22 protein-coding genes and 1 pseudogene are annotated in these 26898 nt (G+C 43.0%); 17 read left to right on the top strand and 6 right to left on the bottom strand.

Annotated elements, in window-relative coordinates; translation table 11 throughout:
* Positions 1-211 (top strand): annotated as a pseudogene (locus GQS54_RS21875) (4-coumarate--CoA ligase); the annotation flags it as partial.
* Positions 212-420: 209 nt separating this feature from the next.
* Complete coding sequence (locus GQS54_RS21870; RefSeq protein WP_205967881.1) at positions 421-1068, top strand: TetR/AcrR family transcriptional regulator; 648 nt, start codon at positions 421-423, stop codon at positions 1066-1068.
* A 51-nt stretch (positions 1069-1119) separates the two neighbouring features.
* Here GQS54_RS21870 and GQS54_RS21865 read toward each other — a convergent pair whose 3' ends face one another.
* On the bottom strand, positions 1120-1638 hold the full coding sequence (locus GQS54_RS21865) for a nuclear transport factor 2 family protein (protein ID WP_166426043.1): 519 nt from the start codon (positions 1636-1638) through the stop codon (positions 1120-1122).
* Between the two features lie 318 nt (positions 1639-1956).
* On the opposite strand from GQS54_RS21865, the gene GQS54_RS21860 reads away from it, so the two are divergent.
* Genes GQS54_RS21860 through GQS54_RS21825 form a run of 8 tightly spaced genes read left to right on the top strand, consistent with a single transcriptional unit; the run spans position 1957 to position 8921 of the window.
* Positions 1957-3072, top strand: coding sequence for a homogentisate 1,2-dioxygenase (locus GQS54_RS21860; RefSeq protein WP_166426042.1), 1116 nt, complete (start codon positions 1957-1959; stop codon positions 3070-3072).
* A 29-nt stretch (positions 3073-3101) separates the two neighbouring features.
* On the top strand, positions 3102-3983 hold the full coding sequence (locus tag GQS54_RS21855; protein WP_166426041.1) for a CoA ester lyase: 882 nt from the start codon (positions 3102-3104) through the stop codon (positions 3981-3983).
* A gap of 2 nt (positions 3984-3985) precedes the next feature.
* Complete coding sequence (locus tag GQS54_RS21850) at positions 3986-4486, top strand: MaoC family dehydratase (protein WP_166426040.1); 501 nt, start codon at positions 3986-3988, stop codon at positions 4484-4486.
* Positions 4486-5643: a CaiB/BaiF CoA-transferase family protein gene (locus GQS54_RS21845; protein WP_166426039.1), complete on the top strand. Its 1158-nt coding sequence runs from the start codon at positions 4486-4488 to the stop codon at positions 5641-5643. The genes GQS54_RS21850 and GQS54_RS21845 overlap by 1 nt, the downstream gene beginning before the upstream one ends.
* Positions 5644-5698: 55 nt before the next feature.
* The gene (locus tag GQS54_RS21840) at positions 5699-6547 is read left to right on the top strand and encodes an alpha/beta hydrolase (RefSeq protein ID WP_166426038.1); all 849 of its coding nucleotides are present in this window, start codon (positions 5699-5701) and stop codon (positions 6545-6547) included.
* Positions 6548-6551: 4 nt separating this feature from the next.
* Positions 6552-7394: a fumarylacetoacetate hydrolase family protein gene (locus tag GQS54_RS21835; protein WP_166426037.1), complete on the top strand. Its 843-nt coding sequence runs from the start codon at positions 6552-6554 to the stop codon at positions 7392-7394.
* A 32-nt stretch (positions 7395-7426) separates the two neighbouring features.
* A complete protein-coding gene (locus GQS54_RS21830; RefSeq protein WP_166426036.1) occupies positions 7427-8206 on the top strand; it encodes an SDR family oxidoreductase in 780 nt (259 codons plus the stop codon).
* Between the two features lie 28 nt (positions 8207-8234).
* Positions 8235-8921, top strand: coding sequence for a DsbA family oxidoreductase (locus tag GQS54_RS21825; RefSeq protein WP_166426035.1), 687 nt, complete (start codon positions 8235-8237; stop codon positions 8919-8921).
* A 98-nt stretch (positions 8922-9019) separates the two neighbouring features.
* On the opposite strand, the gene GQS54_RS21820 is transcribed toward GQS54_RS21825, so the two are convergent.
* Positions 9020-9205, bottom strand: coding sequence for a hypothetical protein (locus tag GQS54_RS21820; protein WP_166426034.1), 186 nt, complete (start codon positions 9203-9205; stop codon positions 9020-9022).
* A 111-nt stretch (positions 9206-9316) separates the two neighbouring features.
* Positions 9317-10513, bottom strand: a complete 1197-nt coding sequence (locus GQS54_RS21815; protein ID WP_166426033.1) for an FAD-dependent monooxygenase — start codon at positions 10511-10513, stop codon at positions 9317-9319.
* Between the two features lie 330 nt (positions 10514-10843).
* On the opposite strand from GQS54_RS21815, the gene GQS54_RS21805 reads away from it, so the two are divergent.
* The 3 genes from GQS54_RS21805 (at position 10844) to GQS54_RS21795 (ending at position 14953) form a co-directional block, all read left to right on the top strand.
* Positions 10844-11701 carry an SDR family oxidoreductase gene (locus GQS54_RS21805; RefSeq protein ID WP_166426032.1) on the top strand — a complete coding sequence of 286 codons (858 nt, stop codon included), beginning with the start codon at positions 10844-10846 and terminating at the stop codon, positions 11699-11701.
* Between the two features lie 180 nt (positions 11702-11881).
* Positions 11882-13594, top strand: coding sequence for an FAD-dependent oxidoreductase (locus tag GQS54_RS21800; protein WP_166426031.1), 1713 nt, complete (start codon positions 11882-11884; stop codon positions 13592-13594).
* Between the two features lie 138 nt (positions 13595-13732).
* On the top strand, positions 13733-14953 hold the full coding sequence (locus GQS54_RS21795; protein WP_166426030.1) for an MFS transporter: 1221 nt from the start codon (positions 13733-13735) through the stop codon (positions 14951-14953).
* 717 nt (positions 14954-15670) lie between these two features.
* On the opposite strand, the gene GQS54_RS21790 is transcribed toward GQS54_RS21795, so the two are convergent.
* The 3 genes from GQS54_RS21790 to GQS54_RS21780 form a co-directional block, all read right to left on the bottom strand.
* Positions 15671-18100, bottom strand: coding sequence for a TonB-dependent receptor (locus GQS54_RS21790; RefSeq protein ID WP_166426029.1), 2430 nt, complete (start codon positions 18098-18100; stop codon positions 15671-15673).
* Positions 18101-18567: 467 nt separating this feature from the next.
* A complete protein-coding gene (locus GQS54_RS21785) occupies positions 18568-19683 on the bottom strand; it encodes a hypothetical protein (RefSeq protein WP_166426028.1) in 1116 nt (371 codons plus the stop codon).
* Positions 19684-19928: 245 nt separating this feature from the next.
* Complete coding sequence (locus tag GQS54_RS21780) at positions 19929-22322, bottom strand: TonB-dependent receptor (RefSeq protein WP_166426027.1); 2394 nt, start codon at positions 22320-22322, stop codon at positions 19929-19931.
* A gap of 267 nt (positions 22323-22589) precedes the next feature.
* On the opposite strand from GQS54_RS21780, the gene GQS54_RS21775 reads away from it, so the two are divergent.
* The 4 genes from GQS54_RS21775 to GQS54_RS21760 all read left to right on the top strand — a co-directional run.
* Positions 22590-23363: an SDR family oxidoreductase gene (locus GQS54_RS21775; RefSeq protein ID WP_166426026.1), complete on the top strand. Its 774-nt coding sequence runs from the start codon at positions 22590-22592 to the stop codon at positions 23361-23363.
* Positions 23364-23471: 108 nt separating this feature from the next.
* Positions 23472-24542, top strand: coding sequence for an oxidoreductase family protein (locus tag GQS54_RS21770; protein WP_166426025.1), 1071 nt, complete (start codon positions 23472-23474; stop codon positions 24540-24542).
* Positions 24543-24593: 51 nt separating this feature from the next.
* Entirely contained in the window at positions 24594-25511 is a 918-nt protein-coding gene (locus tag GQS54_RS21765; RefSeq protein WP_166426024.1) for a hypothetical protein, read from the top strand.
* Between the two features lie 182 nt (positions 25512-25693).
* A partial coding sequence (locus GQS54_RS21760) for a class I adenylate-forming enzyme family protein (RefSeq protein ID WP_166426023.1) occupies positions 25694-26898 on the top strand: 1205 nt, incomplete at its 3' end.

The following is a 26898-nucleotide window of genomic DNA, read 5'->3' as shown; positions in this document are numbered from 1 at the left end:
CCCTGGCAATGATGTCGTCAACCTATTTGTGCAGCTTAACCCTGCTTATGCGGATAAAGATGTGGCGGCTTTAGAGGTAGAAATTATCGCTTTTTGTCGTGAGAATATGTCGCCTTACAAAGTGCCAAAGCGTCTGTTTTTTGTGGACCCGCTTCCAGCTACTGCGGTAGGTAAAGCAGACAAGAAACTCATGCGCGATATGGCAAGTTAGTAGGTAACTCTGGAAACCACGTCTTTTCCATTATATCAATGGGTCATTCGCTTAATAGTATCGCGCCAACACATTAAGTTGCTTGAAATTACGTGCAAATATTGCACTAATGCTAAAATTTGATTATCAACATGTTTTCTATATTATAGTATGAAAATATTGTTGAGGTTAAAGTTTAAAACCTCCTGCGCCAAAAGACTATTATATAAATGATCCAATCTAACACTGACACTAAGCCTGATGGCACTACTTTACGGAAATTAAAAGCCCGTCAAAAAATGATCATTGCAGCTGATGAGTTATTTGAAGAACTCGGCGGGTTTGACGGGGGGTATGAGGCAACAACAATCGACTTAATTGTAGAAAGAGCTGGTGTATCACGTCGTACTTTCTTCAATCATTTTACGGGTAAGGCCGATGTTATATTACTTGATTTTCGTACCTCACTAGAAGATCACCTAAATGCCTTTAATAAGCGACCTGAAGATGAGCCCCCGGTACTTTCTGCGCTAATGGCAGCGGAAGATATTTACGAACACTTTCTTGATAACCCAGTTAATATTCGTCGCTTTATACGTCAAAATACATATGGATTTACTAAAGCAAGTCAATTGTCTCTGACTGATGAGTGGTCGCGAAAACTTGCGGCCGCTATGATGAAAAAACTTAAAGGTAAGAATAGACCAGAAAGAGCCGCCGTTATGGCCGCTCATACGTTATTGATTATTCGTATGGCAAATATTGACTGGTTTAATAATGGACTCAAAAAGGGTCAACCCATTATTAAGTCAATTAGAAAAGCTGAGTTATTAGCAAACAAAGTCGCGGAAGAAATCTATCCTATTATTATCGATTGATCTCAAATCATTCGCTTAACTGCAGCTAGGATGACTTCTTCTGAAAACAGACTATGCCTCTGATTTTATTTTATTGAAGAAATCTTTGTAAAGACCACCAAGGGCTGGATTTAAAGGGTCGGGCCCTGCACTAGTAAACCAAGTCACTTCTTTAGATTTAAATTTCCATTCACCTTCACTATCTAGCTCAATATTATCCGTATACATACCACAACCGCGGATCTTCCAACCTTGTTCTGCTCCAAGTTCGAGAACAACTACTTGTGTGGTCGCTAGCGCCTTATCGTCGTCAATATTAATAACAGAATTCATTTGTAGATGTCTGTTGCCACTCAATTCATCAGGCTGCTGTGCTTCCATGGTTTTAGCTGCATCTAATAAAGACCTTATTTGTTTTCGGCCGGTTAAGGTCACACCATTGTCGGTAAAAGAACAGTCTTCAATATAGAGACTTGCAATAAAATCAGGGGCACGGGGGCGTGAGTCAATACATTGCCCGTAGCTAGCAATGAGGTTTCGGATAGCATCGTAATCACTCATTTGTACTCGTTGACTATTTATTTTCTTCATAAGGCGGTTTTCATTTGAATAGCAGTGATTTTTAATATCAACACTGCACTGGTGCATAATTTATGTCAAGTTTTTTCCCGTCGATAGTTGCTTTTAAAGAGGTTGAAGCTTGTTGTCTAGATAGCATTCCCCTAAAAGGAAATAACTCATAAATTGTAAGGGCTTGACATCATAAGTGCACTAGTGCATATTCTGAATTAAGCATAGAATCACGTAAGTTTTTTCATTATCGGTAGTGATTCGAAAATGGAACTTGTCGGTGGTTTCAATAACGTAGGTTACATGTCAGGCATACTATTTATACCTTAGGAGAACCAAATGAAAAATTCCTGGATTCAAAAATCTAGCGGAACTTTTGTGCGTCAAGCACGTGTAGGTGTTCGCGAAATGAACGAAGAACATATTAGTCGAGAGGCTTTTTTTGGTCCCGCTACGATGATATATCATGAGCGGCCAGCAGTTGCGCCAAAACGCGTTGAGGGATCTCTTACGCTGAGACTTGTCGAACTGAAGAATTTTGAACAGTCTGATGAAAGTAACCCCGCTGGTCTCCCCACGCTTATGTTGTCAAATAGTGAGGTCAGTATATCGTTAAGCCGTCGCTCTACTGATATGCCTTTCTTGTTGCGTAATGTAGATGCAGATACCTTGATATATATTCAGCATGGGAGTGGTGTTCTAGCCACTGAGTTTGGTCCGCTTAAATATGCTCAGGGCGATTACATATATATACCTAAAAGTATCAGCTATCGCCAGCTTCCATCGACAGAAACTCTTGCCATGGTGGTTGAGTCAATTGCGCCTATTAATATAGCTGAGCATACCATGTTGGGTCGTCATACTCCGTTTGATTCAGGCGTACTTGATATCCCAGAGGCTTCACAATATGACTGGCCGGAACAAGATGAGTGGGAACTGAAGCTTAAACACGGAGACGAAATCACCTCTTGGTTTTATGAAGACCTTCCATTTGACCTAATTGGTTGGAAAGGGGATCTGTTTCCATTTCGTTTGAATGAAAATGACATACGCCCCATCAGCTCTGAACGCATGCATATAGCACCTTCATCATGGTGTATTTTTGAATCGGCAAGTTTCTTGTGTGTCGCATTTCGTCCTATGTCAGGTGTTAAAGATGTAGCTGCCGAAGAACTTCCAAGTAGACATCGCAATGTGGATACAGAGGAAGTCTTATTGATCCGCAACTTGTTTGCGGGAGTTGAAGCGAATGCTTTCTGGCATTTACCTCAAGGTGTTACTCATGGTCCTCTTGCTCAAGATAGAGCTATGTTCGAAGGATTCAGAAAACAAGTTGAGGCAGCAGGTGCACCACTATCACGTGATTTTGAAGCGGTAAGTATCGACCCATTTAATCGACTAACCCCATCTAAAGCATTTTTAGCGATGCTCGCTAAAGGCGTGCAATCAAAATAATCAAATTTTAATGGATAACGAGGTCTACGATGTCTCAGAGAAAATTACAACAAGCACGTTCATTTATGTTTGTGCCAGGCAATAAACAACGCTTTTTAGATAAAACAGAAAGCTTACCTTTAGACGTAGCTTTTTTTGACTTAGAAGACGGCGTTCTGCCGGACGAAAAGCCAAAAGCACGAAAAATGGTTGCCGCGACACTTGATAAACCTTGGGCTGGGCCACGTCGATTCGTTCGACTTAATGCGCAAACAACGGCTTGGTTTGAAGACGATCTTAAAGCCGTGGTACGCCCTGGTTTAGAAGGCGTCTGCATGACTAAGGTCAATAGTGTTGATGAGCTTCTTGCTGGTATAGATTCCATCAGTAAGCGAGAAAAAGAAGCAGGCATGGCACCTGGGACTGTACGCGTTGTTGCGGCAATTGAAAGTCCTCGTAGTTTATTAGTCGCGCATAATATAGCTGCCGCACATCCTCGTGTTTGCGGTCTTATTTTTGGTGGCGAAGACTACGCACTTGAAGTTGGTCTTGGTGCTAACAGGGTTGCAGAAGCAGCAGAAATGCTGCATCCACGAAATGTGATTGTTGTCGCAGCAGCAGCAGCGGGTGTTCTGTCTATTGATGGTGTTTTTCCAGACTTAAGTAATGATGAAGGGTGCTTAAAAGATATCTGGCAAGGGCGTCGTCTGGGTTTTACGTCGAAGTCTACGTTTAACCCTGCTCAGGTTAACATGATCAATGAAATATTTTCCCCACGACCTGAAGATATTGACTACGCAAAACGTTTAGTTGCTGCCTTTGAAGAAGGTAAAGCGAAAGGCGAAGCGTCAATCGCGTTTGGTGGACAATTAGTAGATTTACCTATTTTAATGCGTGCACAGCGTATCCTTGAAGAAGCTGGAGAGAGTTAATTATGAGTCAAATAAAAGAAGGTTGGGTTGGACGTTATTTTGAAGATTTCGAAGTGGGAGACATTTACCGCAGTCGTTTGGGCCGTACTATTACGCTAACCGATAATATTCAATTTACGATGATCACGAACAATACTAATCAGCTTCATTTTAATGAGCATTATGCCAAGCAAACCGAATTTGGTAAGCCACTGGTAAACAGTGCGTTGACTTTATCTGTGGTTGCCGGTTTAGCTGTAATCGATGTGAGCGAGCATGGTTTTGCGTTGGGATGGGATTATATTAAATTGCCTAATCCTGTTTTCCCTGACGATACTATCTATGCTGAAACCGAAGTACTTGAAGTACGTGAGAGTAAATCTCGACCTACTCAAGGTGTAGTAAAAGTTTGCACTCGCGGCGTGAATCAGCATGGAAAAATTGTTATTGATTACGCTCGTTCGGTCATGATATGGAAGAAAGGTTCGGCGCCAGCTACGTCAATCTTTCCTGAAATAGTATAATGAGCTCTGCTCAAGATAAATCCAGCCGAAAGGGGCTAGGTCAGCCTCTTAAAGGCATAACGGTGGTTGCTCTTGAGCAAGCCGTTTCGATGCCTTATTGCACCTTTGTTTTGGCAGAGATGGGTGCTGAAGTTATTAAAATTGAGCGGGTTGGTAGTGGTGATGTCGTCAGGGGCTGGGACTCTGCTGTTCATGGCTTGTCGACCGGTTTTGTTTGGGTTAATGCAGGTAAAAAGAGTGTCGAACTGGACCTTAAAAGTGACGAAGGTCGTAAGACACTTCGTAAGCTGATTGGTGATGCTGACATTTTTGTCGAGAATTTAGGCCCTGGAGCGGCGGCTCGTATGGGGGTTGGTCCTGATGATTTCCCTGACCAACCACGTCTTATATATGCCAGCTTGTCCGGTTATGGTCAAGACGGACCCTATCGAGATGTTAAAGCCTACGATTTAACGATGCAGGGTGAGACAGGAATATTGCTGAGCAATGGTTACCCCGAGCAACCAGCAAAAGTAGGTTTACCTATAACAGATCTGATTGCAGGATCTAATGCAATCACCGGGATTATGATGTCGCTATATCAGCGGCAAACGACGGGCAAAGGCGCCTATCTTGATATCTCAATGTTCGACTCTGCGCTGACGTGGCTGGGTTATTTCCCCCATCATGCATGGCACAGCGGTGCAGAGCCGCCGCTATCCGGTATGCGCCACCAATATATCGTCCCTTACGGTCCTTATTTAGCTTCTGATGAACGTTATGTGTCACTTGTAGTTGCTGATGATAAGAGTTGGAAACGCCTGTGTGAAGATGTGATTGACAAGCCTGAATGGCTTACCGATCCCATCATGACGAGTATTGCTTCACGACGAGAAAATCGCGCAATAGCTGAAGCTGCTGTGGAAAAGGTGATGGCTTCACAACCCAGCGATGTTTGGAAGAAGAAGCTTGATAAGGCCGGCATTCCTTACGGTGATGTCAATACTATGGCTGATGTCATAAAACACCCTCAGGCATTGGCCCGTAAGATGTTCGTCGAAACAGAATCTGAGCATGGAAATTTACCCCTTGTGCGCTTTCCTTTAGCACCGGTCGATAAAAAACGGAGCTTACCAAAATTAGGCGAACATACGGATTCTGTGCTTAAAAAGAAGTGAACTACGTTTGACGACGTCTTAATAACTTTATAGCTCCAATATGGGAGAGAGTAAAATGAGAACTGATTTTCAAGTTGGTCCAGTGCATGGTTACGAGTATGCGACAACTGGCGATGCGCCTTATAGCTTGTTGATTGTCCACGGAATTGGTGGCCACGGCGGCACTTATGATGTTTTTTGTGAGCCACTGGCTAAGCGTGGTGTCAATATCGTTTCTTTAGATCTTCCAGGACATGGTTTAGCTCGTTGTCGAGATAATGTAAAAGGCAACTGGCGTTTTGTTGAATGGCTGGAAGATATTGATGTAGCTGCCAAGGAAATGCAGAAAAAATTTGGTAAACCGGTATACGTGTTGGGCTCAAGTCAAGGAAGTGCTGCTGCGTTCCATTCTTTGGCGTTCTCCAAGGCTGTCAGTGGCGCTGTTTGCATGAACATTATTCTTACTGAGGTAGAACCTAAAGAGACCGACCCTGTCTATCCACATCATAAAAAACTGAGATCTGATGGCGTTAAGCAATATGCTGCTCAGGTGGGTGATAGTGAACGGATAGATTTAGCAGAAGTAGTAGACTGGAACAAAAACTACGCGTCAGATGATCCAGATATTTTGGCCAAAAAACAAGAAGATGACTTGCGTGCGTGGAGCTATGGTATGGCCAGCATGGTGAGCTACTGGAATTATGAACCGCCTATTTCAGCGGCCGAAAACACTAAGCCAGTCCACTTAGCTTACGGCGAAGCAGACAAGTTTACTTCTGCCGACTATATGCAAGCTTGTTATGACGCAATCGGTGGTCCTAAAAAGTTGGTGGCTATCAAAGACGGCTCGCATCAATTAATGCTTTATCATACAGCAGAGTATTTGAATATCGTAGATAAGTGGATTAGAGAACAGGTGAAATAAGCGTATGAAGTTTGTAAGAGTTGGCCTGCCTGGCGCTGAACGACCAGGTGTGATTGATACCGATAACATTATTCGCGATATCAGTTCAATGGTGAAAGACGTTGATGGGAATATATTTTGCGACGTGACTTTAGCGCAATTTAAAAATTGCGACTTAAGCCAACTTCCCGTGTTAACTGAACAACGTTATGGCCCTTGTATTGCGGCAGTTGGCAAGATTATTTGTGTAGGACTCAACTATTATGATCATGCGAAGGAATCTGGCATGGAAGCGCCAGCAGAGCCCGTTTTGTTTATGAAAGCGACCAGTTCACTTTGTGGTGCCAATGACAATGTTGTGATGCCCATTGGTGGTGAGAAGCTTGATTATGAAATTGAGTTAGGTGTTGTTATTGGAAAAACAGCCAAAAACGTTTCTGCTGACAAAGCTGCAGAGCATATCGGTGGCTTTTGTATATTTAATGATGTCTCTGAACGTGCTTTTCAGTTGGAAGGCACGGGGCAGTGGGTTAAAGGAAAAAGCTGCGATACATTTGGCCCATGTGGCCCTTGGTTAGTAACGCCAGATGAGATTGATGATGTTGGCAGCTTGGACTTAGAGTTATTGGTTAATGGTGATGTGCGCCAAAAAGCAAACACCAAGGATATGTTGTTTAATGTTCCTGAAATTATTGCGTTTATTAGCCGATTTATGACATTACTGCCAGGAGATTTGATTGTAACTGGTACTCCTCAAGGAGTAGTACTTGGTATGGAGCCTAAGGTTTACATGAAACCAGGTGACAAGATGTCGTTGAAGATTGACGGACTTGGTAGACAATCCCAAGTGGTTGTAGACAGTGAATAGCGCAGTTTTGATAGCAGAAGAGCCAATCAATAATGAATGTGAAGATTAAAAAGAACAGTCAAGATTGGGCAACTGGAAAAGTTATTCTTATTACAGGTGGAGCCTCAGGCATTGGAGAGGCTGCAACGATTCGTTTCTCCATGGCCGGTGCAAAAGTCGCCATTGTCGATATCAACGAAACTGCTGGCAAAAACTTAGTGTTGAGGGTGAACAATAGTGGCGGAGAAGCCATTTTCATCAAAACCGATGTGACCAAAAGTGATGATGTGCAAAACATGGTTGCAGAAACCGTCAAGCAATTTGGTGCTTTAGACTTTGCGTTCAACAATGCCGGAGTTGAAGGCAAAATGGGTGTTGCTGCGGCAGAGCTTGCAGAAGAAGATTGGGGCAGAATATTGTCTATTAATCTCACAGCTGTATGGCGTTGCATGAAACATGAACTACAGCACATGGTGGTAAATGGCGGCGGTGTGATTGTCAATACCAGCTCAACCGCTGGTTTGGCTTCTGCGGTTAACTCGGGTGCTGCCTACTGTGCTAGTAAACATGGCGTTATCGGCCTGACAAAAACTGCAGCTAAAGAGTACAAAGCACATAATATTCGTATCAACGCTATCTGTCCCGGTGGAGTGAATACACCATTACTCCAGAGGACCACTGGTGGCGCAGATATTTCTGCAATAATGGAAGCCAATCCAGGACTGATAGCTACTCCAGAAGATGTGGTAGAGGCCGTTGTTTGGCTTTTCTCACAGAGCTCTTCCATTGTTAATGGTCACGCCCTTCTGCTTGATAACGGGATGATGGCCTAAAGCGTCAAACCTATGGAACAAAGTAATAATGAATAATGAAACAGCGCCAGTATTGCGCATTGATATGGTGTCAGACATTGTCTGTCCGTGGTGCATTATTGGCTACAAAAAGCTGGAAAAGGCATTGGCACAATTAAAGAAAACTCGCCCTGAGCTTTCGGTAGAACTGAATTTTAAGCCCTTTCAATTAATGCCCCAATTACCCCCTGAAGGCAAAGGCGTAAAAGAGCATATTATCGATAAATACGGTACTTCAGAAGCTGCACTCCAGGGTGCCGCGGTTTATCACGAGCGCATCAAGACGGTTGCTCGTGAGCACGGAGTAGAATTGAATGCTGGGCCCGAGTCACGGGTTTACAACACTTTTGAGGCGCATAAATTACTGCACGCTGCTGAGAATCCTGAGCAACAGTTGGCACTAAAATTGGCTTTGTTTAAAGCGTATTTTACTGACCAGAAAAATATATCGGATCGTGAAACTCTAGTAGCTATTGCTCGTGAGGCCGGTATGGGTGCAGATCAAGCTCGCCGTATCTTAGAGGATGATGCTGTGGCAAAGGGTCTTGCTGGCGATATATACAAGTACATAGAAATGGGTGTCAGTTCAGTACCAACCTTTTTTGTCAATGAACGTTTCAGTACTAACGGTGCTCTGGACGAGGGCGTACTACTGCGCTTTATAGAGGGTATTCTGGATGGTAGAACTGAGCCCTAGGCTCGAAGTTCCTTTTTGTTTGCCCAGCGAAGCTGGCAAACCCGAGAGACTGAAAGATGTCTGTGAGGTGGCAGATGAACCCGTAGTAGTGAGTAAGGCTAGGCCGATGGCAGATATATTGCTCCTGCAATATCTGCATTTCCACCATCCGTGATGGTCACACAAACAGCCAAGACAGTGTAGCCGATCGCTATTGTATAATCACAACCACTGTGTTGCGAGCCATTGCGCTTGCTCAATAGATTCGAACAAGTGACATCGTTATTGCCACTTGTAGAAGTCACTATTTAGCAGTACCTCAACTTTAAAATATTTATCCATTTCTACCAGATAGAAATAATTATGTTTGTTTTTTTGGACTAGACTGCAGGATAGACCCCCTTTTACCTTTCCGTTCACAAGAGTTCGACTTTCATCGCGTCGTAGCTGAGCAGCCAGCCCATATCAACGCCATGTGCGCTGAGGACTCCCGCACTGACTTCCTCGGCGCTTGTCGCGTCGTGAAGCTTGCGACCGTTCTCGGCCGATTCGTTCCGAATCATCGCCGTGCGCTCCAAACGATTGCGCTGATACAGCTGCAAAGCCTCAGGGATCTCGCCCTCCTGGCTTAGCGCGCGAGTCAAAACAATAGCATCTTCGAGCGCCATCCCACCTCCGTTACCGAGGTACGGCAAGGTGGCATGCGCCGAGTCCCCGAGAAGAGTCACTCTGTTGCTGCTCCAGTTAGAGATTGGTAAGTGATCATACAGCGCCCAGCGAGTGCAGCCGTCCCTGTCTGCCACATCGACCAAGGCTTGAATCGTATCACTCCAGCCGGCAAAGTCAGCCTTCAACATCTCCCAGGGTTCTTGAGCAATCCAAGTGTCCTCAGTACGCCACTCCGGGTCGGAGCGCACGAGACCACAGAAGTTTACCAACGTACCATCACGCAGTGGGTAAACCGTGATGTGAGCGCCAGGACCCGAATAAAGAAGAACGTTGGGCTCCACAAGACCGGCCGGCAAATCCGAGACCGGTACGACCAACCTCCAGGCAACATCGCCTGTCCAATGTGCTTCGTTCTCTCCGTTCATGCAGCGTCGAACGGCCGACTTGATGCCGTCGGCGCCCACCAGCAAATCGCCCGTGAACTCCCGGCCATCGGCGAGATGAAGCGTGACTCCGCTGTCGTCCTCGGAATAGCCCTCCACCCGGGCGTTCAGCACGACTGAATCTGGCGCCACCTCCAAGAGCTTGGCCGAGAGTACGTTGTGAATATCCGCACGGTGAATCACCAGATATGGACTTCCGAAGTGTTCCTCGAGTTGTGAAGCGGGCCCTCCCAGAATCACCTCATCTGTGTCGAACATCCGCATCTGGATCTCATCGGGCACCACGCCGATCGATATGCAGTCCTCTAGGACTCCCAACGCGCCCAGCACCCTAGTCGCATTCGGGGTAAAGTGCATACCGGCCCCAATTTCGCCGAGCTCTGCAGCCTGTTCGAAAATTTTGACGTTGTGACCGGCCTGGGCCAAAGCAATTGCCGCGGCCACTCCGCCGATGCCGGCACCAGCTATCAATACGTCACGCTTCTTCTCTTCATTCATCATTGCCTGAACCTCCGTTCAATTTTCTACGTGTAAGACGCCGTCTTCAAGACCAAAGAGACAATGGTAAGTCCATCGCCTTAATTTGTTAGTTGGCTTAAGCATTAATGTTGCTTCCAGCAAAGCTTGTATTTCAGAGGCATAATTTTTACATGCATCAGCACCCAAAACTATAAGTCCATGTTTTCTTTTTTACTGCAAACATTCCTATGTCATTATTAATTGTTAACCTGATGTTGACATAAATATTGCACTAGTGCATTATTTAAATCGTGTGTTTTTAGCCTCACCTATATATGATTTATTAATGAAAACTAACAGGATAAATGAACTATGAAGCGACTTGATAAAAAAGTAATTGTAATGACTGGTGGCGGTGGTTCTATTGCAACAGCGGCTGCAAAACGTTGTGCTGAAGAAGGCGCAACACTTGTTTTGACTGACATCCGAGAAGATGCTTTAGAAGCATCTGCGGCGGGTGCTCGTGCTGCAGGAGCTGAAGTTTTAACAATGTTATCTGATACACGTTCGGAAGAACAGTGTGAAGAAGTTATGGCCAAAACTGTTGAAAAGTTTGGTCGCATCGATACGGTTTGGGCGAACGCTGGAGAAGTTTGGGTTGCAGAAGCACTTGATCAAGACAAAGAATTTTTTACCAAATGTCTTGAACTAGAAGTAACAGGACAATGGTTACCGATTCGTGCTGCGCTTCCAACGATGATTAAACAACAAAGTGGCTCGGTATTGGTTAGCTCTTCAATGACCGCGAATGTTGGTATCAAACACATTGCTGCGTACAGTGCAGCCAAAGGCGCACTTCAGGCGCTTATGGTGACTTTGGCGGTAGAGCACGGCAAAGACAACATACGCTTCAATAGCCTAGCAATTGGTTCTGTCGAAGGACGTCATATTATAGCATCTAACGCGATGCGTCAGGGGATCACATACGAACAGGCTGAGCAATTAGTGAGCACTACCAAAAAGGTCAGAGATATGATCTTTAGTCTTGGCCGTATGGGCGAGCCTGAAGATATTGCGCCAGTGGTTGCATTCTTCGCGTCTGATGATTCTAAGTGGGTTACGGGTACTAACTTTTTCCCTGATGGTGGGCTTACGCACAATGGTATGGCCGGTCTTCATGGGCTTTCGCCTGAGCAGTCTGCAAGCTTTATGCAACATGTCGTAAAATAATGAATGCCGAGTTAAAGAGGCAAGTGATTGGTTCCTTAACTCGGTTTATTATCCATATCACTAACTATGTAAATGCGTAGTTAGTGATATGGATATTATTTAAAAATCTTTCTTGATAACTACTTAGTTATATTCTTTGTCCACAGGCATATCCATGCTTTCCATTGTAACGAGGTGCATTTGAATAACTCATTAACAAAAGAAGTCGATGTCATTGTTATTGGATCGGGTGCAGCTGCATTTTCCGCAGCTTTAACGGCAGCGATTGGTGGTTTAGAAGTACTTATTGTGGAGAAGTCTGAATTTTTTGGTGGGACGACCGCTATTTCAGGTGGTGCCCTATGGATCCCTGAATCAACACACGCAAAAAAAGCAGGGTTACCCGATGATCGTGAGCAGGTTATCACTTATCTGAAATCACTTATTGGGGATAACCTGCAACAAGATAAAGTGGATGCATTTCTTAACGCAGGGCCAGAAGCCTTGGACTTTCTTGAAAAACATACTTTAGCAAAATTTATTGTCCGCGACGTAGCGCCTGACTATCAATCTGAACTTAAAGGCTCAGTGTCTGCTGGACGAACACTCGATACTTCTGTATTTGATGGCAGATTACTCGGCGAAAATTTTGAAACGTTAAGACCCCAGTTACCACAATTTATGGCGTTAGGTGGAATGATGGTAACGCTGGAGGATGCCGACGCGGCAGCGTTACTTGGCCGTTCTTGGTCGGCCACTGCTCATATATTCAAATTGGTTGGTCGCTATTTTGTGGACCGATTAAAGTACTCTAGAGGCACGCGTTTAGTCTACGGTAATGCGCTAATAGGTTCGTTATTGAAGTCTGCAATAGACATGGATATTCGGTTATGGAATCGAGCTGAGGCGACTTCTTTGATTAAGAAAAACGGTCGCGTATGCGGTGTTTCCATTAAGCTTAATAGTAAGCAATATGACAATCAGAAGATAGATGTTCGGGCTCGTGGTGGTGTCGTTCTTGCAGCAGGAGGCGCGCCTCATAACCCAGAGTGGCGCAAGTCATATTTACGTTCCCCTGAAACACACATCAGCATGGCTCCTGACAGTAATACCGGTGGTGGAATTACCATGGGTATTGAAGTTGGGGGATTGCTTTCAAAAGAACAATCAGAAGCCGCGTTTTATGTACCTGTGTCAGTATTACACAAAGAAAATGGTGAAGAGGTTAAGTACCCTCATTTACTAGGCGATCGCTTGAAGCCGGGCTCTGTTGCCGTGGATAGCTCAGGAGTCCGTTTCACTAATGAGTCGTCTTCTTATCATATTTTCGTTCAAGGGATGTACAAAGCGAGTAAAAGTGATTCGATTGGCCCGGCATTTCTCATTTGTGATCAGACGTTTTTAAAAAAATATGGATTGGGTTTAGCTCGCCAGGGTCCCGGTGCACACAAGGACCTTTTGGATGCTGGCTATCTGATTAAGGGTGACAGTATTTCAGAGCTGGCCCAGAAGCTGGGAATCCCAGCAAACGCGTTGGAGAAAACAGTAGCACAAATGAACAAATATGCTGACCAAGGACATGATCCTGATTTTGGAAAAGGCAGCAGTGAATATAATCGGTATCAGGGTGATGAAACACATTTACCGAACCCTTGTTTGGGTGAGATAAAGCAGGGACCGTTTTATGCGATTAAATTATGGCCTGGCGATATAGGCACTGCTATTGGTTTGACTACAGATAGCACTGCTAGGGTATTAGATACCGATAGCAACCCTATTGCGGGCCTCTATGCTTGTGGCAATGACATGAGCTCCATCATGTCAGGGTTCTACCCCAGTGGTGGTATTACGATTGGGCCTGCGCTGACTTTTGGTTACCTAGCGGCAAAGGATATCTTGGCTAATGTAGAGTGAAATTGATTAGATAATTTGCGGACATAGAACGACATGTGGCAGCGTAGTAATCAACTTTTATTTTTTATGATACTGAACAAAAGGATCAATAATGTATAACTATAAGGCGTTAAGGTGCAATAAATTGAGTACTTTAAGATGAAAGAATTTAAATTAGGTTGGAAGATTGTGTTAACGGCTATGTTAGGTATAGCGTTTAGCGGGTCAAATATATTACTTTACGCTATAGGGTCTCTTGCACCTGAGTTATCTGCAGAGTTTGGTTGGTCACATGGTTCTATCCAACTGGCTTCTTTGTTCAGTATCATTACTATCGTGTTAAGTTTACCTCTTGCTGGTTATCTATCCGACAAATTTGGTGCTCGGTTGGTAACACTTATCTCGGTTGTACTGACATCTATTTTCTTAGTACTTAATTCATTTCTAATAAATAATATTGTTTATTATTACATTTTGGCATCGCTTACTTCCTTAGCCTTTGCCGGTACTTTACCTCTTACTTGGACCAAAATGGTTACCTCGTGGTTTGACAAACGTTTGGGTCTAGCACTTGGTTTAACCTTGCTTGGCACAGGCTTGGGGGGAGCTTTAATAAAACCTATTACGGTCGGCTTGATTGCTGAGTTTGGATGGCGTGGTGCTTATGTGGGATTAGCTGTTATTCCTCTCGTGGTTGTTTTTCCTTTGGTTTTTATGTGGTTTAAGGATCCTGAAGAAAAAAATACTACATCTGATGAGTTTATTGGAAACGAGGTTGCAGCACCAATTAACATCTCGTTTAAACAGGCATTAAAAGACTGGCGTTTTTGGACTATTGCAATTGCCTATATGCCCATTGGATTTGCTGTTTCCGGATTGATCACTAACATGGACGTCATTCTTGCAAGCGCAGGTGCAAGCGCAGGCCTTGTTGTTACGGCAGCCACGTCTTTCGGCGTATTCGTAGTTATTGGTCGCATTGTTGGCGGTTATTTATTGGATAAACACAACCCAGGGATCATTGGTTGTACGCTTATTCTGTCTTTGTCGGTTGCTTTTTTTATACTGAATCAGCAAGACTTGAGCATGTCCATAGCCCTATTGGCAATGGCACTTGCTGGCTTTGGCACAGGGGTAGAGTTTGATGTACTGTCTTATTTGATAAGCCGTCTTTTTGGGCGGGCACATTACGCTAAAATATTTGGTTCGGTGATTGCGTTAATGTATGTCGCATCAGCATTCGGACCTATGCTATTTGGCATCACCTATGATAAATATGGCAATTTTGGCATCGTGCTTATCGCTGCTGCCGTGGGTGTCTTTGTATCGTCACTATTGATAGGGTCTTTAACAAACAGTTTGAAAATAAAAAAAAGTTAACGACAGTTAAAAAAACATGACGAACTATAAGTGGTTGGTTTTTTTTGGATTATATAGTCCTAACCAAACCAACTTTGAATGGTTCAAAGTGAATACTTTGTTCCATGCATGACAGGAGGCAACTATTACTTTCTCAACCCATTTATTTCAATTTTCAACTAGAAATGCAAATTATGGACGTAATGACACCATTCGTTCTTTCGTCGGCTAAGTTATTCTCTGCAATAAACAAAACCCAATCTTCATCAGCACTTTTGATTTCAGCAAGCATATTATTAGTCCTGAAGGCTATTCTCAGAATTCATAGGCGTAAAATAACACTCGTCACTTAGTGAAGTGCAGATTTAAAGTCAACTCCATAACGTAGTCTAAATCAGCCCTTTGGGAACGCTAGAGCAAAACATGTTCGTTGTTGCATCTGTTTTTAAAGACGCTACAAGGATGTAGCTTAATAGATAATGCTGGTGCTTTCTCTCTTGAATAACTATTAATAAAAAGATGCGCCTGATCATGATTTTTCCTAGCGCTGTGAAACTCGCATCTTGAGGTGGTTTGGGTATAGCACTACGAAAGTTGTAAGCTTTAATGAAAAAGCTTAATAGCAAGATGAGTGTTCAAAAAAATGTCATCACGTTAAAAATAATTATGGCGTTTAGAATTTTGAGGTGAAAACGCTTAGACTCAGGCGTTTTCACCTACTTTGTTTTATCCTGAAGTTTAAAACCAGTTGTATTCGGCTGTTATGAATATCTGGCGTGGTTTGTCAACATTAGAATAATATGCGCCTACAGCCTGAGGTGTTGCGCCCCCGTAGCTGACAGTTGTCTCATCAGTCAGGTTTTTCCCTATGATTGATACTTTCCAATTGCCATTTTTACTTGTCAGGTTTGCGCTGACGTCAACTTTAGTAAAAGCATCTTGAACCATATAATCATCATTTTGACTCCCCCAGAAATAGTCATCGGTATAGATTAAGTCGCCTCTTAAGTCGAGTTTCATTCCGTTAGACAGGTCATATTTATAGGTCGCATAAAGGTTGCCGGCCCAATCAGGACTAAACCTAAGCTTATCCCCTTTCGCATTTCTAGTGCTAGTGACAGGATCACAGTTTGCTTCTGTTGATATGCCACCAGAACAGCTCGCGCCCGGGAAATCATCGAAGGTAGCATCGAGATAGGCCAGAGCGCCGCCAATTTCAACACTATCTGTGACTGCATAACGAATATCCGCTTCTAGTCCTTGTGTAGTCGCTTCTGCAGCATTTTTGAAGAAAAAAGAATTGGTATTGCTGTCAAGTGCAGAAACCTGAAGGTCGTCGAATGAGGTGTTATAAAGAGCTACATTTGCCAATAGAGTGCCTTCAAGGAAACTACCTTTGACACCTATTTCATAGCCTGTAGCCCTCTCGGAATCGAAACTAGTGATGTCAGGACTGTTGGCTGATGAATTAAAACCACCTGCTTTAGTCGCTTTAGTATATGAACCGTAGAGCATAATGTCCTGATTAACGTCCCATTGCACAGACACACTGGGATCTAAGCTACTATTACTAATTTTGCTGCGAGGGAGATCTGCTGTTGTAAAGTACTCAACTCCGAAAACGCTCTTACCTATAGCGTTATAGTCGGGGTGTCCAGGGTATAAATCGGGGTCAAAAACCACTAGATTAGCGCCTTGAGCACCGGGTTGATAAGAGTAATCTACGTCCTTAGTTTCATCGGTATAACGAGCCCCCACATTGATACGAACATCATCGTTAATATTCCAAGTAAGCTGTCCAAATGCAGAATATGATTCAGTATTTTCATCAAAAAAACGCTCACCGGGAGCATCAAAAAATTGATAAATAAAAGCTGTTTGTGGCGTTAATGGGAGATTGCCATTACTAAAGTTGATTGAGGCCGTGGCTCCATCATATTTGATATTACGATCCATGTAAAAAGCGCCAACAATGTAAGTAAAAGCTCCAGTATCAGCGGAAACAAAACGGATTTCTTGGGTCAATTGGTCGAATTCTTCGCCACCAGCACCCTTCTCGTCACGGAAGGACAACCAGTCAGTAGGGGCCATAGTAGTCGCCATAGCTCTCGATTGTTCGAACGCACTGTAGGAAGTAACACCCGTTAGTGTTCCTTGCTCTATTTCATAGTCGATTTGACCAGTGAATGAAGCACTATCAACAGCTGTTTCAAGAGGTTTATTGTCAGCCTCGAATTTGTTGGTATCTGGGTTGTAGGTAAAGTTAAAGCCGTTGGATACTACGCCATTATCGATTGTGTCGTAGTTAGGATCTTTACTTAAAAAGAAGGCGTCGATCGGTACGCCGGCGTAAGTTGCTCCAGGTTGGTTTTTCAAGCCGCTAAATGATATTCCTCTTACTTTACGTTCACCTGTTTCAACTTTTCCGAACAGCGTTAGGTCGTCAGTAGGCTCCCAGACCAAACTCAAGCGAAAAATAGAGAACTCATCTTCGTTTTGGTCTTTTTTCCCATTCAGCATTACCCCGTCTTGTGAAAGTCTAGAGTTGGTGTCAAGCCAGCCACCCGCTAAATTGTTCTGGACCACTACGCGAGCAAAAAGGTTATCTGAAATCCCCCCAGAGACCATTCCTTCAAGGTTATAGCCTCCATTTTCAATTTCGTAACCGGTACGTACTCTCGCTTCAAAGTCGTCTGTAGGACGACGGGTGGTAATCACTATGGCGCCAGCTACACTATTTTTACCTTGTAAAACACCTTGCGGTCCTTTAAGAACTTCAACACGTTCAACATCAGTAAAGGGTGCATTAAATTGGAAGCCTCGGCTCAAGTATGCACCATCGACGTACATGCCTACTGATTGTTCTGCTGCTGCATTATCAGTTCCGGAGCCAACGCCGCGCATGCTGATTGAGCTTATGCTAGGCGAAGAGCCAAGGTACACATTGGGCAAGCGTTCAACAAGCCCTCCAAAATCGACAATACTTAGTTCGTCTAGCATTTCACCCGTGGCAACCTGCATCGAAACAGGTACGTCAGCTAATGTTTGGATACGCTTTTGTGATGTGACAGTGATCACTTCAAACTCTGCCGCATATGCTGCCCCGCTGAGTGTTGTAATCCCAATTGCGATGGCTATTGTTTTCTTTTTGAAGTTCTTGTGTTTCATCTTGTGAGTTCTCTTTATTATTTGATGGCTTCTACTTTTAACTTTTTATTAAATACTGAAATAAGCAATATGCTGCACCAGTGCATTGATGTGTAAATGCATTAGTGTATTTACGGTATTGCATTAGTGTAATTATGTAAATGCATTGTTGCCAAAAAGTTCGTGGATGTCAATTTGAAAATTACATAAAGCTGTTAGGTGTCTTCCTCACCGCTAGATTTACTAAGCAAAAACTAACTTTATTTAATGTAAGTTACACAGCAGGATGAGCATGTCTGATCGAGAAACTCTAGTGATTATTTTTGTGATTTTGGTATATTAGGTGGAGTTATCTGGGGCTATTTTCTAATATGAGTTTGTATTTCAGCGCGTTGTGGAAGATATTCTGATGAAAGAGTACAGATCATGATGACGTTTTTTTAATGTGTATTCATGCCATTACCTTTGGCATGAATACACTGTCAAAGTTAATTCCAGATATGAGCGTCTTTGTTTTTACCGAAAAACATTTGTTCCCATAGACCTTCTTGTATAAATTGTTGATACTCCCCATCTTTTTCAATGGTAAGAATGACTTCACCTAAGGTTCTTGTGTAGGTTGGGTTCATACCAATTATTTTTGCTATTGTTCTTTTAAAAGGCGAGATTATGTCGAGAAGGCTAGCTGAAACGATGTCTTTATGGCGTTTCATTTCGACTTTATAAACTGTACCGTCTTGTGATTTTTGAACCCAAGTAATACTATTATCGTAAAACTTGCCGGTTATCGGATGTTCTATTGTATCTTTTCTAATAACGGTGGTTAGTTTCTGATTATCTTCTAGGATCACCCCATTTTTTGCGATCATAATGACGGGAAGTCGCGTGTATCCTGTTTTCTTTTCTGTGATGATATCGGAGGCTATTATGCTGTATTCACCTACTTTAGCGCGTCCCCAGTACCAATGGTTAATGACTTTATTCATTGGGATATTTCCCCAATTATGGTCGTGATAGCCAGTACCCTTAAGATCTTTGGCAACGCCATCCATTGTTAGGGTTGCAGTGATGTTTGATGAAGGCTGAGCCACAATCCAAGCAAAAAAGTCTTCTTGTTTATCACCGAAATACCAATGCCCTGTATCTGGCCGCCACATGGGAAGTGCTGATTCCATAAATGCAGAAAACTCTATTGTGCCGTCATTGAAGTAGAGTTCATAATTTCCCTCTACATACTTTAGATAACAGTCCCCAACTTTTACATCAGCCTTATCTTTTGAGGAATTAATAACGGTTCCCTTAGGCTCAGTTACAGTTTGGGTGATTTTAGTCCCGTCGGGATAGGTGAGGGTGAGTTCCGCTGTCGGCCTTGCGGGACCTTTTAGATCAAAGTGATCTTTTGTATAGAATACGACAACAATAGTAATACCATCGTTTAATTCCATATCGGTATACCACCACTCGTAGGTGCCAGCTTTACCATCTGTTCTAATACCGTCTTCCCATATTTGAGTCGATTTTTCTTTAATTCCCAATTCTTCATATTTTGATAAAGAATCGTTTAATAATGCTATTTCATGATTCTTAGGTGATTTTTTGGACATTATATTTCCAGTTTTAGTAGAAAAAAAAGAGCCATAATATATCTAAATATGACTTGTTATTGCAGTTGAGCAACAATGTTATTTCATTAATTGCACTAAGGTTTCTTAAACCTTGAGCTCTAAATATTAAAACAGTTAGAAAACTGATTGATATATCTTAGGGTATTTATGATAGAGCGTTCTACCAGTTTACTTGGCAAAACGCGCTAATATTTATAGAGGTTTATTTCTATCTCATTTTTTTTCTAAAAGAAATTATACTGAGCATTAATAAAAATCTGTCTTGGTTTACTGCTATTCGCCCAGTACGCACCTGTTACTAGTGGGGTTGCACCACCAAAATTGCTCGAGATTTTATCCGTCAGATTTTTACCAACAATAGATACAAGCCAGCTATCGTCTTCGCTCTTTATTTCTAACATTAGGTTTGCTTTTGCAAATGAATCCTGAACGCCATAGGGATCATTTTGAGAGGTAAAGAAATACTCGCCGCTGTAGGTTATATCACCTCTTAAGGCCATTTGCATTCCGTTGTCCAGACTCCAGCGGTAGTCGGCGTATAAGTTTCCTGTGACTTCAGGAGAGAAGCGTAGTGAATCGCCTGCAGCGTTTCTTGTGAAAGTTATTGGATCACAGTCGGCTTCAATAGATTCGCCAGCAGAACAACTTGCACCTGGGTAGTCATCATAGACTGCATTAAGATAAGCAATAGCACCGCCTATTTCTAAGTAATCAGTGGCTGCGAAACGTAAATCGGTTTCAATACCTTCTGAAGTAGCTTTCGCTGCATTTAGGAATGTAAGGGTGTTTGTATTGGGATCCAATGCGCTCACTTGTAGGTCGTCAAACTTGGAATGGAAAACGGCTACATTGATGTTTACTCGGCCATCCATTAAAAAAGACTTTAAACCAACCTCAAAACTATCTGATGTTTCGGAATCAAATATAGACCCGTCTAATTTATTTGAAGTTGAATTAAAACCACCTGCTTTTGTTGCTGAAGTTAATGACGCGTATAGCATGTTGTTGCTATCTATATCCCATTGAAGTGAAACGCTTGGATCAACGCTTTTTTCATCGACTTTATTTTGGTCTATATCCTCAGTGGTAAATGGAACTATTCCAAAAACATCAAGCATAGCCTGATTAGCGGGAGGAATATTAACTATGAATGTTGGCTGAATTGAATGCTTGAGTCTTTCTTTGGTTTCATCAGTATAACGTGCACCAACGTTTGCTCTTAGTGTATCTGTTATATTCCAAGTGATCTGGGCAAAACCGGAAAGGGAGGTTGTTTGTTCTTTATACGTTCTTTCACTGGAGAAATCTGCAAACGCTGGGTAACCCAAAGAGGACAGTCTAAAGTTCTGACGATAGCCATTCTGTTCAATAGTACGATCCATATAAAATAAGCCTACCACATAGTCGATTGTCTCGTCGCCGGGTGAAACAAGGCGGATTTCTTGTGTGTACTGATCAAGTTGATCACCTCCTGCTCCTTTATCCCCCTCGAAGGTGAGCCATTCAATTGGAGACATTGCTTGTGATATGAACTCCTCGCTTTCGAAAGTCGAGTAGCCTGAAATACCTGTTAGTGTGCCTATGTCTCCCAGTTCCCAATCAAATTGAAGGGTCGCCGACTGAGCTTCAATGGCAATATATTGCTCTTCGTTACTTATATCAAAAGTATTTGAATCTTCGTCATATCTTATCCCATATGCATTTGATGCTACGCCATCGCTAATATAACCAAAGTTTGGATCGAGAAAACTGAAAGTAGCCAGTGCTGTTTGCCCGTCAACCCCATCTTGTACGCCGACCACACCAAAATGTGTACCTTCCGTTCTCCTTTTAGACGTTTCCAGTTTTCCAAAAAAAGACAGATCGTCAGTTGCTTCCCATACTAAGCCTAAACGCAGTGCTTGCACTTTGTTGGTGTTTTGGTTGTTGTCTCCTTCAAGCATGGTCACGCCGTCTGAGGCTATGCGTGAGTTAGTGTCTATCCAGCCGCCTTCGAAGTTATTCATCGCAGTTAAACGAGCGAAAACAGTGTCTGTTAACGCTCCTGATATGGCGCCTTCTAAGGCATGGCCTTCATTTTCAAAGTCGTAGCTGGCGCGAAAATACCCTTCAGTGTCGTCTGTTGGTCGGCGGCTATGAATGACAACCGCCCCAGCGACAGAGTTTTTACCTGCAAGAATTCCTTGGGGGCCTTTGAGTACTTCAACACGCTCTATATCAAGGAAGGGAGCATTAAATTGATAGCCGCGGCTTACGTAAATACCGTCAACAAACATGCCGACAGATTGTTCGGCCGAAGTATTTGAGCCCGTACCGAGTCCCCTGATGGTTATAAAGCTAGGACCTGAGCTATTTGAGAAATTTACATTGGTCAAACGACTCGTTAGATCTTGCATTTCAACAATATTTAGACTGTCCATAACGTCACCGTTAAATGCTTGTATAGAAAGAGGCGTTTCACCTAAGGTCTGTAAGCGTTTTTGGGCTGTGACAGTAATCACTTCAAGTGAAGGCTTTACTGCTTCCGGCGATTCCGCACTAGCATAAAAGGGAGCATACAGTGCTAGCCCGGATAGTATGGAGATGGTGATTAGGTTCTTTTTTCTTGGTAAATTCATATGTGTCATTCCTCGAATTGTCTGTTGCTAGTGCGAGTGTGTTTAACCTTATATTAATAAGGAGGGCAATTAGTTAATTAAAATTATTGTTATTGTTATTGTTATACATTGCACTAGTGTATTTTTGCTTGTTAAAAAGCTTGAGTCAAGTGTAATGTTTATGTAAATTAGCGTGGATTATGCACTGGTGCAATTTAGGTTTGTGGTCTTTTGGTGGTTATTGCACTGGTGCATAGACTGTAGGTTTTTTTATTTAAAAGGAATAGCATGAATTTCGAAAAGAAGATTGTATTAGTAACAGGGGCTGCCAGCGGAATTGGATTGGCGGTTACAAAAGCGTTTGCTGAAGCGGGAGCAAAGGTGTGGGCTGTGGATATTCACAATGCACCAGAGGGCTTGAGTAGCGATAAAAATATTGAATTCCGCCATCTTGACATAACGGATAGTGCTGGCTGGGAAGCGCTTGTCGAGTCTATTGCTGCTGCTGATGAGACGCTTGACATCTTGGTGAATTGTGCTGGTCGCATAGACTTTGGCCTTATCGCAAATACTCCTTGGGAGACGGTTTCAAAAGCGATGGACGTTAATTTGGGAGGTGCTTATCGCGGTATTCAAGCGTGTGCGCCTCTTTTACTTAAGCGGGATGCAGATGCCCCTTGGGCTTGTGTTATTAATATATCGTCGATGGCTTCTTATGGTGGTGTTCCTTTTTCTTCAACCTATGCTGCTAGTAAGGCAGCCTTAACATCGTTTACAAAAAGCGCTGCCCAGGAATTCGCTAAGTTGGGGCAGCATATTCGAGTAAACTCAGTGCACCCAGCAACGATTGATACGCCTATGGTGGCTGAAACTAATAAGACTGTATCTACCCTTCTTGGTATTAAACCTGAAGATATTCATCGCGAATCTATCGCACGTCACCCGATAGGTAGAATTGGGTGTGTTGAAGATGTGGTTTTTGGGGTGCTTTATTTGGCTGACGATCGAGCTGCTTTCACCACTGGGTATGACCTCAAGGTAAGTGGGGGGAGAGAAATTTAAATTTCCTTTGGTTGGCATAGTGCTTTTTTTGTTTGGGTATCAAGTAGTTGCCTTACTAAGATGAAAGCGCCAGGACATATAATAATATTTTTATACGAGAATAAGTAAATGAATACCGAGCACAGTTATATTAACGCCGAATGGTTAACCGAAGCCCTGAGATCGACAAACACCATAAGTTCAGACGTATCTGTATCCGCTATAGAAACATCAGTAATCAGTGGTGGTATGATGGCGAATTCATATCTTATAAAGCTTGAGTATGCCAATGCTACAGGAAGCGAACCCGCTTCTTTGGTAGCAAAAGCGCCTTCGAGTAATCCTGATAGTAGAAAGTCAGGGCAGGAGATGGACTCCTACCTGAAAGAAGTTAACTTCTATAAGTACATCGCACCTACATTGAGTATGAATGTCCCTAAGTGTTACTTCGCACAAATAGACCCCGAGACTTCCGATTTCACTTTGTTACTAGAAGACTTAAATCCCGCTACCATATGCTTACCTAAAGACTGTAGCCTCGAAAAACTGCAAGCATCGATTATTCAGCTCGCTTTGCTTCATGCCGACACATGGAATGACGAAAAGCTAAAAGAGTACGATTGGATAGTAGACAGCGCTGCCCCTGGGCATTTTGAACTTATTAAACCCATAATCACAAAAGGATGGGAGGTTTTGAAGGCGTCTGCCGATGACCGTGTGCGTAGTAATTTTGAGACGGTTGGTGATGGCTTCATGGCTAAGGCTGAGCGCTGGTTAGGTGACATGGGCAAGCGGTTTTGCTTGGCACACTGTGACTACCGTATGACTAATGTTATGTACACTGCAGACGATCAGTCAATCGCCATTGATTGGCAGACCTTGCAGCTGGGCCGCCCCGGTCTTGATACTTTTTATCTTATCGCCAACACGCTAGATCCTGAAACACGCAAAGCTCATGAAACCGAGTTGTTGCAGGTTTATTACGATACGTTGCTTGCCAATGGTGTCGAGGATTACAGCTTTGACGATTGTATTGAAGATTACGAATATGGCTCTTTGTATGCGGTAATGATGGTGCTGGCAACCACTTACGGCATTGGCGCTACCTACCTTCCTGATGCTTATAAACGTCAAATATTTTTTGTTGTATCCCGCTATTGGGGTTTTGTTGATGAGCATAAAATTTTGGAACGTTATTAAAACTAAACATAACAACCGACACCAATAATTAACATTAGTGAGAGCTGAGAAATGAATACTTTAACCGATCATGACGAATACCTTCATTTGGGTTACCCAAGACAAACTGAGTCTAAATGGAAAGAGAATTATTATTTTAATTTTATTGATCGTGAGGCAGATGCTGTTGGCATTATCCATTTCTCGATCCGTCGAGATACGGGTAGAGCTATATTTAACTTACAGGGGCGCGTGGGTGGCGAACGCTTGCGTTATACCAATAATATTGCATGGCCTGCGACTGACCGCTCGGCCTTTAAAGAAGGCGTGGTACTAACCGATGGTTGCTTGACCCTTGAAATTATAGAGCCCCATAAAAAGCACCGTATTACTTTTGAAAAGGACACGACAAAGTTGGATTTGAATTATACGCGCCGTTTCGACGTGTATCAGTATACGCCTCATACCGCGCCTGACGCTGAGACTGATGTGAATATGTCTATCGAGCATTATGAGCAGGGACTTCATCTCAATGGGAAAGTCAAGTTTGCTGGAAAAAACATTGAGATTAACTGCCTTGCCCATAGAGATCACTCATGGGGTTACCGTGATGAGTCCGGCATTGTTGGCTGGAATTGGATTGCGATCCAATTCGAGAGTGCCACGTTGAATTTTACCCGAACTGTTAGTCATAAGTTGGGTGTCATGGAAAATGGATTTATCTCCACAGTTAATGGTAACAAAACGATAGTAACGGTCGAGGTGAACGAGGTAATTAACGATGACAAGGGAGAGCCTGAAATAGCCAAGTATACGATTACAGATGAGGATGGCGCGAAAACTGATTTTACAGCGAGACGGTTTACAAGTGTTGTTATTCCGATGAATAAAGCAAGAACAACTATGTGTTATGAGAATTTTTCGGAATTTACCAATGAGTCGACGGGTGAAACCGGTTTAGGTATAGATGAGCATATGCTTAATATTTGAATCAGGAATTATTTGAGGTTGTGTAGCCAAAATAATTGAATTGTATCTTTGTATTACAAGTTTAATATTGGGTATACTATTTATTACATTAGTACCATATTTGAAAAAACTTTGGTGCTTACTTATTCAAACCGTAGTCAGCATTACGATTGAAAATCACTAAATTTTTTTGGAGTAATTACATGAATTTACCAGGTCAGAGCAAACCTTGGCAGTTTATCTATGATGAAGCAGGGATCGAGGAAACAAAGCCAAAGATAATCACGTTTTCGGGTCATACCAGTCGTCACGCTATTGAGCTTCCAAACAGCCCTGCCATTAGCTATTTAGGCCAAAAAACTAGCTTTGCACAGCTTGATGCTCAGGTGAATAAACTTGCCAATGCATTAACTGCATTGGGGGTGTCTAGGGGAGATGTAATCGGCATACAAATGCCAAATATTCCCCAGTATGCTGTTGCGATGTTGGCAGCGGCAAGAATGGGTGTCACTGTCTCAAATGTATCGCCTTTGCTAGCGCCTCCTGAACTGGTATTTCAAATTAAAGATGCCAATATAAGTACTTTGATTGCTCTAGATGCATTCGTGCCACTTATTCAGGCAGTATCAGCGCAGGTCCAAGGTACCCTCAATCGGGTTATTGTTACCGGTGCAATGGATTCTATTAAGACTCCTGAAAATGCTGAAGCACCAAAAATCGAGGGGCTTCAGGCTTACCATTATGCAAGTTTAGTCGACGGTGCAGATGCTAATTTTGAGCAGGTCGAAGTGGCTGCTGATGACGTTGCGCTACTACAATATACAGGCGGTACAACAGGTAAGCCCAAGGGCGCTATGTTGACATTCGGAGGTTTGTCCTGGGTCGCAGACAATTCGTTTATTTATGGCTCTATGGAAGCGGGTGTAGATGTCTCCGTGTCGCCATTTCCAATGTTTCATATTGCCGGTGCCGCTGGTGTTATGGCAGTACTTCGGTTTGGTGGTATGGTTATATTGGTTCCTGATCCTCGAAACATTGATTACTTAATTGACCAGATGATTGCCAACCCCCCTACAAGTATTGGTGCCGTTCCCACTCTTTATCAAATGCTGTTAAGTCATCCGAAAGCCAAAGATGTGGACTTTTCCAAGCTGAAGTTAGCGATATCAGGCGCTGCTCCACTGACTGGTAATGATCGACAAAAAGTAGAAGGTTGGCTTGGTAAGAACAAGCTAGCCGATTTTTTTGGCATGACAGAAACATCGCCGAATTACGTGTGTAATCCACCTCAGCGTTCAAAGCCAACGACTGTAGGTATTCCCTTACCGGGTGTTGACGTAAAGATTGTTGACTTGGAAACAGGTACAAAAGTGTTGCCGTTTGGTGAGGAGGGCGAAATTATTGTAAA

Origin of the sequence: Paraglaciecola sp. 20A4 (assembly GCF_011378905.1) — a bacterium.
Taxonomy (GTDB): Bacteria; Pseudomonadota; Gammaproteobacteria; order Enterobacterales; family Alteromonadaceae; genus Paraglaciecola.
Note: the sequence above shows the minus strand (reverse complement) of the source record. Positions and strands in the feature narration are given on the sequence as shown.